Source organism: Exiguobacterium sp. s140 (assembly GCF_018617035.1).
Classification (GTDB): domain Bacteria; phylum Bacillota; class Bacilli; order Exiguobacteriales; family Exiguobacteriaceae; genus Exiguobacterium; species Exiguobacterium profundum.
On the sequence record NZ_JACSJK010000001.1, the window covers coordinates 641,780 to 658,250 of the forward strand.

Annotated in this window: 11 protein-coding genes and 4 pseudogenes; 12 read left to right on the forward strand and 3 right to left on the reverse strand. The window is 42.0% G+C overall.

The window, feature by feature from the left end:
• Window positions 1-144: 144 nt before the first annotated feature.
• The 7 genes and pseudogenes from KNO61_RS03335 to KNO61_RS03365 all read left to right on the forward strand — a co-directional run bounded on the left by KNO61_RS03335 (window position 145) and on the right by KNO61_RS03365 (window position 6,183).
• Window positions 145-819, forward strand: a complete 675-nt coding sequence (locus tag KNO61_RS03335; protein WP_029595508.1) for a thioredoxin domain-containing protein — start codon at window positions 145-147, stop codon at window positions 817-819.
• Window positions 816-1,235, forward strand: coding sequence for a disulfide oxidoreductase (locus KNO61_RS03340; protein ID WP_029336179.1), 420 nt, complete (start codon window positions 816-818; stop codon window positions 1,233-1,235). The genes KNO61_RS03335 and KNO61_RS03340 overlap by 4 nt, the downstream gene beginning before the upstream one ends.
• 428 nt (window positions 1,236-1,663) lie before the next feature.
• Entirely contained in the window at window positions 1,664-2,002 is a 339-nt protein-coding gene (locus KNO61_RS03345; protein ID WP_029336177.1) for an ArsR/SmtB family transcription factor, read from the forward strand.
• A gap of 23 nt (window positions 2,003-2,025) precedes the next feature.
• Window positions 2,026-2,967: a cation diffusion facilitator family transporter gene (locus KNO61_RS03350; protein ID WP_029336176.1), complete on the forward strand. Its 942-nt coding sequence runs from the start codon at window positions 2,026-2,028 to the stop codon at window positions 2,965-2,967.
• 121 nt (window positions 2,968-3,088) lie between these two features.
• Complete coding sequence (locus tag KNO61_RS03355; protein ID WP_029336175.1) at window positions 3,089-3,904, forward strand: ZIP family metal transporter; 816 nt, start codon at window positions 3,089-3,091, stop codon at window positions 3,902-3,904.
• A gap of 321 nt (window positions 3,905-4,225) precedes the next feature.
• Window positions 4,226-5,119: pseudogene (locus KNO61_RS03360) on the forward strand (arsenic resistance protein).
• Between the two features lie 212 nt (window positions 5,120-5,331).
• Entirely contained in the window at window positions 5,332-6,183 is an 852-nt protein-coding gene (locus tag KNO61_RS03365; RefSeq protein ID WP_029336174.1) for a cation diffusion facilitator family transporter, read from the forward strand.
• A 497-nt stretch (window positions 6,184-6,680) separates the two neighbouring features.
• Here KNO61_RS03365 and KNO61_RS03370 read toward each other — a convergent pair.
• Window positions 6,681-7,805 (reverse strand): annotated as a pseudogene (locus KNO61_RS03370) (heavy metal translocating P-type ATPase); the annotation flags it as partial.
• Between KNO61_RS03370 and KNO61_RS03375 the strand changes: the two are divergent.
• A pseudogene (locus KNO61_RS03375) lies at window positions 7,797-8,552 on the forward strand (IS3 family transposase); the annotation flags it as partial. The pseudogenes KNO61_RS03370 and KNO61_RS03375 overlap by 9 nt on opposite strands.
• Window positions 8,553-9,256: 704 nt before the next feature.
• Here the strand turns inward: KNO61_RS03375 and istB are convergent.
• Both istB and istA read right to left on the reverse strand, forming a co-directional pair.
• Window positions 9,257-10,015 carry an IS21-like element helper ATPase IstB gene (gene istB / locus KNO61_RS03380; RefSeq protein WP_214689670.1) on the reverse strand — a complete coding sequence of 253 codons (759 nt, stop codon included), beginning with the start codon at window positions 10,013-10,015 and terminating at the stop codon, window positions 9,257-9,259.
• Window positions 10,012-11,551 (reverse strand): annotated as a pseudogene (gene istA, locus KNO61_RS03385) (IS21 family transposase). Before istA ends, istB begins: the two are co-directional and overlap by 4 nt.
• A gap of 364 nt (window positions 11,552-11,915) precedes the next feature.
• Here istA and KNO61_RS03390 point away from each other — a divergent pair.
• The 4 genes from KNO61_RS03390 to KNO61_RS03405 all read left to right on the forward strand — a co-directional run bounded on the left by KNO61_RS03390 (window position 11,916) and on the right by KNO61_RS03405 (window position 16,284).
• On the forward strand, window positions 11,916-12,587 hold the full coding sequence (locus tag KNO61_RS03390) for a DsbA family protein (protein ID WP_214689672.1): 672 nt from the start codon (window positions 11,916-11,918) through the stop codon (window positions 12,585-12,587).
• Window positions 12,584-13,000, forward strand: coding sequence for a disulfide oxidoreductase (locus tag KNO61_RS03395; RefSeq protein WP_214689674.1), 417 nt, complete (start codon window positions 12,584-12,586; stop codon window positions 12,998-13,000). The genes KNO61_RS03390 and KNO61_RS03395 overlap by 4 nt, the downstream gene beginning before the upstream one ends.
• 11 nt (window positions 13,001-13,011) lie before the next feature.
• A complete protein-coding gene (locus KNO61_RS03400; protein WP_214689690.1) occupies window positions 13,012-13,599 on the forward strand; it encodes an SCO family protein in 588 nt (195 codons plus the stop codon).
• Window positions 13,600-15,423: 1,824 nt separating this feature from the next.
• Window positions 15,424-16,284 carry a hypothetical protein gene (locus tag KNO61_RS03405; protein ID WP_214872601.1) on the forward strand — a complete coding sequence of 287 codons (861 nt, stop codon included), beginning with the start codon at window positions 15,424-15,426 and terminating at the stop codon, window positions 16,282-16,284.
• Window positions 16,285-16,471: the final 187 nt, after the last annotated feature.

Sequence of the window (16,471 nt, forward strand, 5' to 3'; positions counted from 1 at the left end):
TGTGTTAGAATGTAACTTGTTTGACTCATAGATTTCGTTTTTAGAAGTCCATGGATTCAATGTTGAAAAACTAAGGATACTCTAGTATTTTTAGCTATAATTCTGATAAAAGAAATAACGAATTTATAAAAGAGGTGAATTGTTTTGAAAACTAATCAACTATTGACTATTTTTACATCCGTATTAGTAATTGCAGTCTTAGCTTTTTTATTTTTAAATGATCAAAGTTCCGAAAAATCAAAGACTAAAATTGTTCAAGATGAAAAGATATCAGTTAATAATCAACCTACAATAGGTAAAAAGGAAGCGCCGATATCAATTGTAGAATTCGGAGACTATAAATGCCCTTCGTGTAAAGAGTGGGGTGAAACAATCTATCCTCAACTTGTAAAAGATTACATTGAAAGTGGGAAAGCTTCCTTTAGTTACATTAATGTTTTGTTTCACGGAGATGAGTCCACTTTAGCTGCCCTTGCATCAGAATCTGTTTACAAAAATCACCCAGAATCATTTTGGCAATTTCACAAAGCTATTTATGAAGCTCAACCTGACGTGCAAATACACGATAATCCATGGGTTACGGTGGAGAAAATGGAAGAGATTGCGACGAAGACTGTCCCTTCTCTAGATTTAAATAAATTTAGAGAAGACCTATCAAGTCGTTCTTCTAGATTAGAATCAGTTAAAATGGATGCGGCGCTCGTAGAAAAATACAATGTTACACTGACCCCGACGATTGCAGTTAATGGGGTCATCCTTGAAAATCCATTCGACTATACCTCTATAAAAAAACAAATTGAAAAGGAGCTAACCCAATGAGCGCTTCAGTAATAAACCGATATGGACTGTACCTCGCCTGGGTTGTTTCAATTACTGCAGTACTTGGAAGTCTATATTTTAGCGAAATTCGTGGTTTTATACCTTGTGAACTCTGTTGGATTCAACGTATCTTTATGTACCCAATAGCTTTGATTCTTGCAATTGCAGTTTTCAGAGAAGATAGCTCAATCAAATTTTATGTTCTCCCTTTATCAATAATCGGATTCTGTATCTCTTTTTACCACTATCTTGTACAAAAGGTGCCCGGCTTTTCGGAAGTCAGACCATGTGAACAAGGAGTTTCCTGTAATGCACAGTACATTGACTGGATGGGTTTTATCACAATTCCGTTTTTAGCGTTGACCGCCTTTTTTCTGATTACAGTCATTCTTGGACGAATCAGTACCAAACAGTAGTTTTTGATTTGGATTTGAAAAATGAAGAACTAATTGTATCAAATTGGTATGCTTACTAAAAAACAGCTTTGATTTAGAAAAACATGAAAAGCTTTTTGAAGTTGGAAAATAGATTAGACAATACCCAGTAAATAATTCAATTGACGTTTTCTTAAAACGTTAGTGTACTATATTGATTTTTTGAAAAAGCGTGACTACCTATCGAGTATGAGATCTAACTAGCTCTCTAATAGGTAGTTTTTGTATGGCTAAAAATAAGAAATAATCGCAAAACCAGAGAAAGTATCTCAAATCTTCAAGTATGTAGAGCTGATAGAATAAATGTTTTTTAAATTAAGTGTTGACGGCACAGCAAAAGTCTAATAAGTTATATATGAACATATGAACATATGAACATGTATAGTTATCATGAGCGGAGGTACTGACTTATGGATGAACCGATTGAAGATACTACAGAAAATGAAATAGAAATAGGGGCGCAGATTGACGATGAGACTCTATTTATTGTATCTCAGACGTTCAAGGCACTTAGTGACCCGACAAGAATTAAAATATTAACCCTGCTATGCACAAAGGAACATTCGGTCAACGGAATAGCTGATCTTCTTAACTTAAGTCAATCAAACGTGTCTCATCAGCTACGTTTTTTAAAAAATCTTCGACTTGTCAAGTTTAGAAGAGAAGGAACTACTCTATTTTATTCAGAAGATGATCACCATGTCATGAACTTACTAAGACAGGCGATTGAGCATGCGAAACACCACTAAATATAGTAAGGAGAGTTAATCTTATGGCACATAATCATGCACATGATCATTCTCATACCTCTAACAAAAAGATTTTGATCATTTCATTCTTTATTATTTCGGCATACATGGTTGTAGAGGCGATTGGAGGGTACCTTACAAATAGCTTAGCACTTTTAGCGGACGCAGGTCACATGCTTAGTGATGCGGCTTCGCTCGCTATTGCATTACTTGCCTTTAAATTAGGTGAACAAATAGCGAACAATCGTAAAACGTTCGGATATAGACGCTTCGAGATTCTAGCAGCTGTTTTAAACGGGGTCACACTCATACTGATTTCCATATATATCTTTTATGAGGCCATCAATCGATTTATTCAACCACCTGAGGTCGCATCCGTAGGAATGTTAATTGTTAGCAGTATTGGCCTTGCTATAAACCTTCTTGTTGGATGGATTATGTTAAGAGGTGCAGACGTAGAACATAATTTGAATATGCGAGGTGCTTATCTACATGTTGTAAGCGATACGTTGGGTTCAGTCGGTGCAATACTGGCAGCGCTTCTTATCATGGCATTTGGATGGAACTGGGCAGATCCGCTCGCAGGAATCATTGTAGCGGGACTTGTTTTACGAAGTGGTTATTTCGTGACGAAATCCGGATTGAACGTATTAATGGAAGGTGCACCACAAAACGTTGATGTCGAAAAGGTTCTTCAAGTCATTCACAACAAGGAGGGGGTACGGAGTATACACGACTTTCATCTTTGGAGTATCACAAGTGGAATGAATGCACTCTCATGTCATGTCGTCGTTGATGGTAATTTACAAATCTATGACAGTGAGAATCTACTTCAAGAAATTGAACACGATTTAGCACATCTGAACGTTCAACACTCTACGATTCAATTCGAAACTCTTTCTCATCCTCACAGTGATGAATTGCTTTGCAAACTGAAGGTAGGGGAAGTAGTACATCAACATTAAAAAAATCACCCGTTGAGTAGGATTGACAATCAGGAGGAGACAGCAATGCTGATTTTGGATAATAGTTACTTAATTTTGAGCATGTATAGAAACTCGATTTTTGGCAACGGAGTTTTGATAGATGATTGAATATATTTCTTCGTTAGAACCCCTTACTCAAGCATTGCTGGGTACTTTATTCACTTGGGGGATGACGGCGCTTGGTGCCGCGTTAGTGTTTATGACAAAATCAATGAATCAAAAGCTAATGGATGGGATGCTCGGTTTTGCTGGAGGAGTAATGATTGCCGCTAGTTTTTGGTCATTACTCTCACCTGCAATTGAGATGGCGGAACAAGATTCTCTTCCGGCGTGGTTACCAGCTGCAATCGGTTTCTTACTTGGAGGATTCTTTTTATCAGGTGTTGATAAAGTGATTCCACATCTGCATCCCACTTCACCGATGGATGAGGCTGAGGGTATAAACCCTAAGAAGAGAAAGCGGAGCACGTTACTGGTGTTAGCAATAACATTGCATAATATTCCAGAGGGACTTGCCATAGGCGTTGCATTTGGAGCAGTTGCAGCAGGATTCCCTTCATCATCAATCACGGGAGCTATCGCGCTGGCAATCGGAATCGGCATACAAAATTTCCCTGAGGGTGCTGCTGTGTCAATGCCATTGAGACGAGATGGATTATCTCGTCGTAAAAGTTTTTTCTATGGCCAGTTATCTGGTATGGTTGAACCGTTCGCGGCGTTGGTAGGAGTAGTAGCAGTACTCATAATGGAGCCTTTACTTCCGTTTGCGCTAAGCTTTGCTGCAGGAGCAATGATTTTTGTTGTAGTGGAGGAGGTAGTCCCAGGATCTCAAGAAAATGGAAACAAGGACTTGGCTTCTGTTTGTTTAATGTTTGGCTTTACAATCATGATGATTTTAGATGTGGCTTTAGGCTAAAATAATTATTTTTTTAATGGTTATCACTTTATTTTTTGACTGATATATATTCAAGATACTAACTATATTCGGAAGTGTAAATAATGAGCCTTAATTATATTTACTTTCAGTCGGTATTTTTACTGTTGGATAAATAAAAATACTAGAAGAAAAAATATAAAACCTCTTGCCCTGGCAATTAAAATCGTGGAGTTATCTATTTCATTCTGAAATTTCCTGAAAATTTTGGGGGTGATTTTGATAGAGAAGGAAAGCAAATTCGGAATTCAAGTGCTAGAGAAGGTGGAAGCCCACCAAGTCAGTATATACATCATTTTTTTGATGTTGGCAGTAATCTTTGGTCTATTGAATACAGAAGCTGTATATCTCGATATTTTTATTTCTCCCCTTTTAGGAGTTTTGATGTATGGGATGTTCGTTCAAATTCCGTTTCTGAAATCGAATGGATCTGCTACAAACATGAGGTTTGTGGTAGCTCTTTTATTAGGAAATTTTGTTGCCGTTCCTTTAATAGTTTAGGTTTTGGTTATCATATTTCTTCAAGATTCATCACTGATGCTGGGGGTGTATTTGGTGTTGTTAACACCGTGCATCGACTATGTGATTGTTTTTACAAAGATGGGAAAGGGAAACGAATCAATATTGTTAAAAGTAACACCGATTCTTTTAATTTTACAGACGATACTCTTACCCATATATTTATTCGTATTATTAGGAGAAAAGGCTATTAGTATCGTTAGGATGGGTCCATTTCTAGATGCATTTCTATTTTTGATTTTTATACCGCTTCTATTAGCGATAATGACACAATTGTGTTCTAAAAAGAGTTCTTTAGGTAATCGTATCATGAAAATGCCGCCATGGATTCCCGTTCCATTTATGTCTTTTGTACTTTTTGTGGTAGTTGCCTCTCAAATTAGGGAAGTGTATAGTGACCTCGGGACATTAATAGATGTAATACCAGTTTATATTTTATTTCTACTTATCATACCATGGGTGTCAAAGTCCCTTGGTAAGTTGTTCAAACTAGATATTGCTTCAAGAAGAGCAATTACATTTAGTATGGGAACAAGGAATTCACTTGTAGTTCTTCCATTAGCATCTATATTACCAGAGCCCCTATCAACACAAGTAGCTGTAGTGATCATTTTACAGACCGTTACCGAATTGTTCGGAGAAGTCTTATATATAAAATTAGTGCCTAAATGGTTCTAACAAATTAGATACATGTATTTAATTTCGCTTTCAAAAATTACGTCCTTCGATTGTTTATTAAAATATTAAGAACTGCGCTTAAGTTCTCAAGTATGCGTTGTTTACAATCAATAGGCAAAGAAATTTATTATATTGCAGAACGCTAGAGACCAGTATTATTCTAACAACTAACCTTTTTAAGGATGGACTACCAAGTGAGGAGAGATCGAACAATGGCGAGTACTGATAAGGCATCAAAAAATATCAAACTAGCATTTATAATTAATCTTGTTTTCTCGATTGGTGAATTTATCGGGGGATTTTTGATTAATAGTGTTGCAATCATGTCGGACGCCATTCACGATTTAGGTGATGCTCTTGCATTGGGCCTGTCCTGGTTCTTACAAAAATTTTCGAACAAAAAACCCGATCATAACTTCACTTTTGGATATAATCGTTTTTCCCTTTTAGGAGCATTAATAAATGCGACAATATTAATAATTGGATCTGTATATATTTTTACTCAAGCAATTCCTCTACTGTTTGAACCGGAGCATTCTAATGCACAAGGAATGATTTGGTTTGCAATTTTTGGTGTGCTTTTAAATGGTTTTGCGGCATTCCGTCTACACAAAGGAAAATCAGTAAATGAGGGAGTACTATCTTGGCATCTTTTAGAAGATGTTTTAGGTTGGATTGCCGTTCTTGTAGTAGGGATAGTTTTACTCTTCAAGGATATACATATACTTGACCCCATCCTATCAATTGCTATTGCGTTGTTTATATTAGTGAATGTGTTTCGTAATTTAGTTAAAACAATGAAAATACTTTTAGGTGCTGTCCCTGATGGTATTGACATCGATGAGGTGAAGCAAAAGATTGAAGGTATTGAAGAAGTGATTTCTGTTCAAAACCTATATGTCTGGTCAATTGATGGCGAAGATAACGCCATGAATTTACACTTAATAGTAGAAGAGATGAATCTAAAGGATTCAACTATTGTTAAACAAAAAGTCAAAGAAGTGACTTCAAAACTAGATATTAAACATTCTACAATAGAGTTAGAATCAAAAAAACACAACTAAAGAAATAAGTCATCCTTGCACCAAATCCACACTGAGGTTCGACATATGAGTAAAAATTCTATACTTCATACCGTCTGATACCAATAAATACTTTTCTACGTGCAAGGAAACTGAATATCGAATGAGGGTATATTTAGAAACCCCCTCATTCGTTTTTTTTTTGAACACTATCGAAATTTCGTCTCTTAAAATAGGATGTATTCGAATGAATGAATGATTCCAAAACGAACGTTCAAATATTTAGATTTAATTGTCATAGTTTAGTAGACCTATCGACCGGATTTTCTTTCCATACTTCGGAGAATATTCCGGTCAATGAATAAGGTTCGGCCTCGATTAAAACTGTCTGATGATAAAAAAGCTGACAATGAAACCTAAAAAGATGACTCGGGAACAATACCGAAGTCATCTTAAAGCCGTCTTAAAAAACAGAGATCATTTATTTTTATCATACCCAGTACAAATTCGAGGATATAAAAATGAATATTTTTGTTTTTTTATTCTTTGACATTCATCAGTCTTAAACTGTTCAGTGCTACCAGAAGAGTTGCCCCCATATCGGACATAATAGCTATCCATAGGGTGAGCCAGCCCGGGATGACCAAGAGTAATGCAATCGCTTTGATACTGATAGCGAACGCGATGTTCACTTTGATAATATTTAGGGATTTTCGGCTCAATTTTATCGTAAACGGTAGTTTGCTCAAATCGTCGCCCATCAGGGCGACATCTGCTGTTTCCAAAGCGGTATCCGTTCCAGCACCACCCATGGCAATTCCAACAGTAGAGGCAGCGAGTGCCGGAGCGTCATTTACGCCGTCCCCGACCATCGCGACATTGTCGTACTCAGCTCGCAAGCGTTTAATGACATTTAATTTATCCTCTGGCATCAATTCTGCCTGGATTTCGTTGACGCCAACTTGCTGGCCGATAGCTTTGCCTGTCCCTTTGTTGTCACCCGTCAGCATAATTGTCTTTTTAATACCCATATCATGTAGTTTCCGGATGATTTCTTTGCTGGATTCCCGGACTTCGTCGGCTACGGCGATAACCGCCAATATGCTTTGTTTCGTTCCGATAATCATCGAAGTCTTACCTTGCTGTTGCAGAGCCGTTACGGTTTGGTCCAGATTATTATCAATACTTTCAACACCTAGCTCGTTAAAGAGAAGCGGGCTTCCGATAAAGTAGGTGGTGCCGTCTATCGTTCCTTTAATGCCTTTTCCTGTGATGGAAGAGAAGTCCTCAACTCTGATAGAGGTGTAAGGTATGTTTTCCTCGTCCGCTTTTTTCATGATGGCAGAGGCCAACGGATGCTGAGAACGATATTCCAATGCCGTCACGATAGAAAGCAGTTCTCTCTCGTTTACCTGCTTGTTCGTGATTTTAAAGTCTGTGACGACAGGTACACCTTTGGTCAGGGTACCGGTTTTGTCAAATGCAATAGCTTTCAGCGCGCCCATTTCTTCCAGGTATACGCCGCCTTTAATCAAGACCCCTTTTTTGGCAGCATTACCGATGGCGGAAACAATCGAAATCGGCGTCGAAATGACTAAGGCACACGGGCAACCCACTATTAGAACCGCCAATCCTTGATAGACCCAGGTTTCCCAGCTGGCATCTCACGTGCGGCCTATTACAAATGGTTGAACCGCACCGTATCGGTGCGTCAAGAAGAGAACGAGAAGCTCCTGGAGGACATTCGTCTACTCTATGACCAGGCGAACCGTACATACGGCTACCGTCGGGTCACGATGACAATCAATCGGCTACGCAGGCAACAAGGTCTGTCCACGTTCAATGAAAAGCAAGTCTATCGCCTGATGCATATCCATGGGATCCAATCGATCATCCGCGGGAAGCGGAAGAGACATAAGAAGTCGATGCCACAGCATGTGGCCGAGAACCTGATGAACCGAGAATTCGGTGCGTCTCGGCCGGACGAGAAATGGTGCACCGACGTCACCGAGTTCAAATATGGTACCGGGAAGAAGGCGTATCTGAGCGCGATCATCGACCTGTACGACGGATCGATCGTCGCCTATCGTATCGGAAGGTCCAACAACAACGGGATCGTCTTCCAGACGATGATGCCAGCCATCGCGGGGCTCCGTCCAGGAGCGCGTCCGATGATCCATAGTGACCGAGGGCTCCAATATACCTCGAGAGGGTTCAAACGTATGGTGAAAGACGCAGGACTAATCGGCAACATGTCCTGAGTTGGTCGTTGTCTCGACAACGCCCCGATCGAGAGTTTTTGGGGCACTTTGAAAGTCGAGATGTACTACTTGCGTGAGTTCCAGGTCTATAGCGAACTCACGTCGGCCATCGAGACCTACATATCGTTCTACAACCATGGTCTACTCTAGAAACGACTAAACGGCTTGAGCCCTGTCGAATACAGGTCTCAAGCCGTTTAGATTGGTTTTCATTATTTGCCCTGTCTACTTGACGGGGAGCGGTTCAAATCGCAAAGGGCGATTTGGTTTGTCAATAGCCTGACTAATCGGGCGAATGGTGTTTTTGTGTTCAAAAATGAGACCATACCCTTATTCTTCTCCCGATTTTTTTGAAGTTTTCCCACCGTCTGCTTGCATGTTTTACGCGGTCTATATCCAATTGCTTGAATCTTATCGAATGTATAGGTCACTTTTTACTTGATAATTGGGAGCAATGATTTTCTTTTTTTGCGGCAATGGCTAATCTTACACGGGAATTGCGATTGTCTACATTCTGTTTTATGGCGTGGTAGACTTCTCCGTCTATGCCTTGTAATAAAACTATGTAAATCATTTCTAATAAATTATCGGTATGGACCTAAGGAACGGAGTCATCAAGGTGAACCCATGTCACATTGTCGAAGTTCAGCATGCGTTTAATGTGATCGCCACCCCATAAGAATTCGTTTCTGCACAGATGGCACCAAACCTTAGAACGACAATAGGTAGACCTTTGTCATTATAAGCGGATAGGGTTTGTTCAGAAAGGATTTTAGTGGAGATATGTTTCTGGGTGGTCATATGCGAGGGTGTAGACGTCAAGTTGATTTTGACACTTTTTGCTCGTTTGCCTTTTACACTTCTGCCGAAAACAATGATTTTCGGTTCCTCATCCGATGACTGTCGTCATCACTATGTATGATTTCGACGCGATGGAGTAAGCGGTCCAGTATCGCAGTCGTGATGCCCTGGTCCCCGATCAATTCGCCCCATTGATCGGGGCTTTTGTTCGAGGTCAGGATGATCGAGCTGCGCTCATAAAGGTGGTTGACGAGATGGAAGAAGAGATTGGCTTCTCGTTGGCCCATCGCCATGTACATCAGGTCATCGATGATGACCAGGTCCGAATCTCGCAACCTTTTTAACTGGATCTTCGACTTGCTTGAGAACTCTTCACTTTTTAATAGTTGGACGAGTTCGCCCATCGTGACGAAGTATACCTTGAACCCGTGGTTGACCGCCTCGATTCCCAGCCCCACAGCCAAAAACGTCTTTCCGACGCCCGGAGGGCCCAAGAGGATCAGGTTGTACTGTTGTTCGAGCCAGTTGAGTTGTTTCAACTGCTTCAGCTGTCGGGCGGTTAGTGCGGTCTGTTCCACTAAATTGAACTCCGAGAGGGATTTGATGAACGGGAATCGGGCCCACTTCATTCGTCTTTCCAAACTTTTAGCGTCTCGTTTTGCGCGTTCATGGTTCGTGATGGCACTTAGAAATTCGATATACGTCCAGGAGGCCATTTCGGCCTCTCTCAAAATCTGTGGGAGGGCGTCAGCCGTCTCGGCGAGACGAAGCTGCCGAAAGTCCTGTTGTAACTCGGAAACGCTTTGACTCATTTTGCCGTCACCCCTTTCAGGATGTCGGTGTAGGCTTGGATCGGCCTCGTTGCGACCTGTATCCCGGATTTCTTCGGACGTTCGGTATCGGGTTTTGTATCACACCCATCGTCCGCGAGGATCGCGAGATAGTGGACCACGTCCCGGAAATCGTTGGCGCTGAACAGACTCTCTTGCGAACACTTTTCCAGTGCTATCGTTAAGTGATTAGGATACATGGTCGCGACGTCCCTAATGATGTTGAACTGGTCACGTCGGTATCTCGGGTAACGCTTTGAGAGCTACCCAGATAATCGGACGCCGCCCCTCTGTCCTCGAAATAGGTGAGGACCTGTTGCTTCAGTTCTTCGATTCCTTTGGAACGATCCCGAAGGTGGTCACGGCTTTGAATCAGTTTTCCGCTCTCTTTGCTGACCCGGTGGTCTGCGATCACTTCTCCCTCGGGAGATTCGCGAATCAATAACCGTTCCTGTTCGGTCACCTCGAGGAACACCACCTTCTTCTTGACCGATGAGTAGGTCCCGATTGGGACGGTGTAACGGTTTGAGCGATAACGGATTGTGTTGTCCTTGCTGACGTTCCTTGCTATACTTTCGGTACGGATACTTTCGAAAGAGAGTAGCGATAAGACCGGTTGTAAGTGTTGTTTTTCGACGGAGAACACTTCAGCTGGTCTTTTTTTCGTTGTCTGATGGACGTTATGATTTCCAGTCCTCTCCAACCATCTCATGGAACGGTGGTTCCAATCCTCGATATGCCGGTACACTCGGCTGTCCGCGAAGTTCCGTTTGATGTACTTCACGACGTTCTCGATCATACCCTTCGACTCCGGGTCGGCCCTGCGACATAAATGAATCTTGAACTTCCGTTCGTTCACGTAGGCTTGAAACTCATTGGTCAATAGGACGTCACCTGCGTTCTCGTTGATTGCGATGAGGTGATCCTGGTCGTAGACGATTTCAGAAGGGCGCCCACCATAAAATTGGAACGCATTTTCGTGGCAGTGAATGGTGTCCTTGGTGGTGAACGGTCGTTCTCTCCATTCGGCATATTTCATCCGAGAGTGCGTAAGTAAGAACGCGATGAAATAAAGCTTTATCATTTTTCCATCTTTAGTCTGTTGTCTGGTCTCACCCCAGTCCACCTGTATTTGCTTGCCCATCGGTTGTTCTGGGATGGCCTCGTAATGGCGGACGACCCTTTTCTTTTCGATCTGATAGATTTCTCGGATTTCATTCACGTATGTCCTGACCGTGCTCGATCCGACCGACAGGTCGGGATATCTTTCAAGTAACTAGTCATGTACTTGTGCGCTGCTCAAATGCAGATACTCCTCCAACCATGCAATGATCCAGTCTCGGTAGGCATCGAGCTTCTTCTTTCGTGAACAGGCTTTCTCGTCAAATTCATGTAGGGCATCTTCATATGTCATCTTCAGGTACTTATATACCGTCGGTCTCGATATTTTTAGTGCTGTGCGATTTGAGCCACTTTCATGTTTTGCTGATACATTTGATGAATCTTGATATGTAACACTAACTTTTCCTCCAAATCCATTCCCTCCAGATAAAATAGCCTCAACTACTCTATCGGAGTTCTGTTCTGATTTTTCGGCAATAGTGTAAAATCGTATCGAGCAAAAACTGTCAATTTTATTCTAGCGTTCACAGAGGGATGAAGAATCGTCTAGGTATAGTGAACTCGAGACATAATTTCACTAGGAAAGACACTCTTTTTTGAATGAAGATTGTCTGAGCTTGTTCACGAGTTGATGCGACGTCATCGTCATCTTTTCCATGACATGAAGTAAAGTTGAGAAAAAACAAGGTCGATTTCGTGGAAACAGATAGCGCTTTCGTTATAATGAAAGACGAATCGATATAAATAGAGGTGAGACATAATGAAACAGAATAAACTATTGGTCATCGCGACGCTCTTCGCGGTCGCCTTGGTGGCCGTCGTGGTCGTCCTGATGAATCAACCGACCGAACAAGCCGAAACGGCGGCACCGGCGACGACAGAACACGTGTCGACGGAAGGCCAGCCGACGCTCGGCGATGCGGACGCACCCGTCTCGGTCGTGGAGTTCGGGGATTATAAATGCCCGTCTTGTAAACAGTGGGGCGAAACGGTCTATCCGAAGTTGAAGGAAGACTATATCGACACCGGAAAAATCAGTTTCAGCTACATCAACGTCCTGTTCCACGGACAAGAGTCGATTTTGGCATCGCTCGCTTCAGAGTCGGTGTATGAACAAGACCCGGACGCGTTCTGGGATTTCCATAAGGCGCTCTACGACGCGCAACCGGCGAGTCAGCAGCACGACGAGGCATGGGTCACGGTCGAGCGGTTGACAGAGATTGCGAGCGAGACGACATCGGTCGACGTGGCGAAGCTCGAGGACGATTTGAGTGAAAACTCGACGGTGCTCGAACAGGTGAGTCTCGATGACGGGCTTGTCAAAGAGCACGGTGTCCAGTTCACGCCATCGATCATGATTAACGGCGTCATGCTCGAAGACCCGTTCGACTACGAGACGATTGAGCGATTGATTGAGCAAGGCACACCATGAAGCAGTCATTTTTGACCCGTTATGGTCTGTATCTCGCTTGGCTCGTCGCCCTCACGGCGACGTTCGGCAGTCTTTATTTCAGCGAGATTCGTGAGTTCGTGCCATGTGAGCTCTGCTGGATTCAACGCATCTTTATGTATCCGCTCGTCATCTTGCTCGGGGTCGCCGTGTTCACGGACGACCGGGCGGTGAAGAAGTATGTATTGCCGCTCTCCATCATCGGCGGTCTGATTTCACTGTACCATTATTTGGTTCAAAAAGTACCCGGTTTCGCCGATATCAAGCCGTGCGTGCAAGGCGTACCGTGCAACGTGCAATACATCAACTGGTTCGGGTTCGTCACGATCCCGTTCCTTGCCTTGACGGCATTTACTTTGATCACGCTCCTCGTCTGGCGCGTGAGACGCAACTGACAATGAAGGAGATGGAACGTGTGAAGAAATGGATGCTCATTGGCTTGATTAGCCTGATGGCGGTGCTCGCCGCGTGCAGCAATGAAATTGAAGACCCGCTCAATTGGGAGATCGAGTCGTTCAATTATATGAATCAAAATGAAGAGATGGTCAGTCTCGATGATTTGAAAGGGAAGGTATGGATGGCCGACTTCGTGTTCACAAACTGTGAGACGGTCTGTCCACCGATGACGTACAACATGACGAAACTCAATGAAGCGCTCGTCGAGGAAGGCGTCGAAGACGTCCAATTCGTGTCGTTCAGCGTCGACCCGACCGTCGATACGCCGGACAAGATTCAAGCGTTCATGGCTGATTACGACTTGGCGAAAGCCGATTGGCAATTCTTGACGGGCTATTCGCAAGAAGAGATTGAGGCGTTTGCGCAACAAAACTTCAAAGCGCTCGTCCGCAAACCGTCAGAAGGCACCCAAGTGGATCACGCGACGTGGTTCTATCTCGTCGATCAGGACGGGAAAATCATCAAGGCGTATCAAGGATTCCAAGACGTGCCGATCGAGGACATCGTCAACGACATCAAGATTTTACAGAACTCTTAAGACGGCCCGTGCTGTCTCAGATTGTAGACATCACATTGTCTGCAGTCTTTTTTATTTGCCCGACCGGGCACAGTTCGCTTTTCTGAGGACAAACAGGGAGCCGCATCGAGACATTGTCGCTGCTGGACCTCCCTTTGCTTGCTGATCCCCTGGAAGTCTCGCCGTGCCCTTGGTCGGTCCACGCATCAATCCTTTTTTTCGTAACGTCATCGCTTTTTTATAATGAGGGACATAGAAACAGTTATGTAGGAGAATCGAATGATCAGGAAATCAACAAAATCGGAAAACCAACCGAACTCAATTGGAGATAGTAACGTTCGACGAACTCGTGCCAGCGAACCAACTGTTACGGAAAATCGAGACACGCATTTACAAAACGATGGTCGAATTTTTTGATTGTGAACGGAGATTTTTATAATAACAATACAATTACCACAAACGGGGACGCGAGCATCGGACTAAATCAAGCGGCATCCGTAAATTTTAGTGTATCTTCAACAACTGACTATTGTGCGTATATTTATTTGGATGGATATACTTTTTTTAAAATTATGACATTCTGTGATTAAATATAATTCAATAGTTTCAAAGTGGAAGTTGTAAATCGTACCATTATTTATATTAGATGAATTATAAAATTAAGTGCAATACCCCAACGTGAACGCAAAAAAAGCCCATAGCGGCGGCCTAGTGTAGAATGAAGTTACGACGCAAACATTCAGACGGAGGAGTCGCCATGAGCTATACCCATCTTACCACAACCGAGCGCGTGGAAATAGAGACCTATCTGGGGCTTGGGCGGCAGTCCTCGACCGTCTCGCGGGAGATCAGACGGAACACCGGGTAAAAATCGGAACGTGCACAGGAACGCTATGTGAGGGCGAAAGAGAACTGTGGCGCTAAGACGAAGCTCGACGACATGATGCGTCTGACGATCATCGAGAAACTGCGGGCGACCTGGTCCCCGGAACAGATCGTCGGGCGCATCAACGTCGGGCTGACCGTCTCGGACCGGCCGCGGGAGGTCGGAGGCTTGCGTCGCGACGTTCATCGAGCGCAAGGACCGGTTCTACCTCGTCCTACCAATCGCGAACCGCAGTGCGGCCTCGATTTTGGAGGTGATCAACACGTTCCATGGCGTCTTCCCAGAGGGGTACATTCATGACGGCGACGACGGACTGAGGCAAGGCGTTCAGCTGTTACGAGCGCATCCGGTCCTCACTTGGCATGCCACTTTATTTCGCCGACCCTTATTCATCACGGTAGCAGGGGAGCGATGTGAACCTCAACAGTCTTCTCCGCTAGTTCTTCCCGAAGGGTTTAAACTTCTCATAGGTCAGTGATGACGAACTAGCAGACGCACTCGCCAAGATTAATGCTAACCAGCATTTACTTACTGAAAAATTAAAATGGAATGTGAGGGAAGATTATAACTGCTACTAAGAATGTGAAACTAATAGTGGCTTTTTTCTCATTTAATAAGAAGGAATGAGAAGGGCAATAAATACAGACCTATCGTGGTCAAAAACAATAAAAATAATCCGGGATAAAAATAATTATCAACTGAACCAATAGGAATACTTAAGATGCTAAATGTACTGTTTGAAAACATACAAAATTTTTCAAGAAGGATATTACTTGTTAATCCTACGCATATAAGCAATAAAGATGAATAAAAAAGGTATTTATTATTAATCAAATCCAAAAAAATCCTAAAATTTGTTTATTAAAAGAAAATAATGTTCTAATATTATTCTGTAAGAAAGAAATAGAGGCTATTTGCTTCTTTTAATACTTATTATAACTCAAAAGCAGAGGAATAAAATGAAAAAAATTTCCACTTTAACTTTAGCAACTTTACTTTCTGCTAATCTATTTATCCCATCAGTTGGCGCTGAAGAAAATGTAAACTACTTTATTGATAGCTTGAGTGAATTTTCACAAGAAAGTAAAGAAATAATGGATAAGAAAAAAGCTAGCAAAACTAATCAAAAGTTGACTAAAATAAACAACTCTAAATCTTTCAGTTATTCTGTACTCTCATCAAATGAAAGTTTACTTCCAGAAGAATTAACATTAATTAAAAATACTAGCCCAGAAGTTCTTAATCAATATAACGAATTGTTAGAAGAGGAAATCTCTGTTTTTTCTATCGCTGATGATGAAAATTTAGGAGGGAATTCTAAAGTGACGTATACACTTCCTAAAACTGGAGCAGAAATTACAGTGGTGACATCAAACGAATTAGTTGAATTGGCAAAAACTCCTCAAAATAAAGCTATTGTTCAAAGTCTTCAATTAACACGAAGTTTTGGTACATATTCTTATAAAATTGCATATAGTATCCGTGCGTTATTGTACCCTGATTCTACTTGTGGTCTTGTGACTACCTATACCACAAGATCTGATGGCTTAAGATTAACTGGGCACAGTACTAGTGGGACGTCGAGTATTTTTCCGACAGCAATCAAAGCTTCTTCGCAAGCAATTGATTCACGTGCTGAAAAAATCGGATACGATATTAACGCTATGGGATTATACAACGTTACTGTCGGTGGCTATAACGGAATTGGATTAATGTCATTTGATATGTCAATAACAAGTAAAGTGAGATGGGATGCTTCTACGTCAACTGGACTTAAAGTTACTCAAACGTATTCGCAAGTAGGAGATAAGTCTCGTTAAGCAGTATAATAAGTATTAAAAATATTTTTTAAGAAATGAAAACAATTTTCTAGAGGTACACCATTCTCCGGAATGGTGTTTTTGTTTGGTATCCATTTAGTAATTTCTTATCAATTTGAAACCGATTAAAGTAACAGCTTACTTTAATACAATGGTCATGGTATTATTTAATAAAATCATCGTTGTG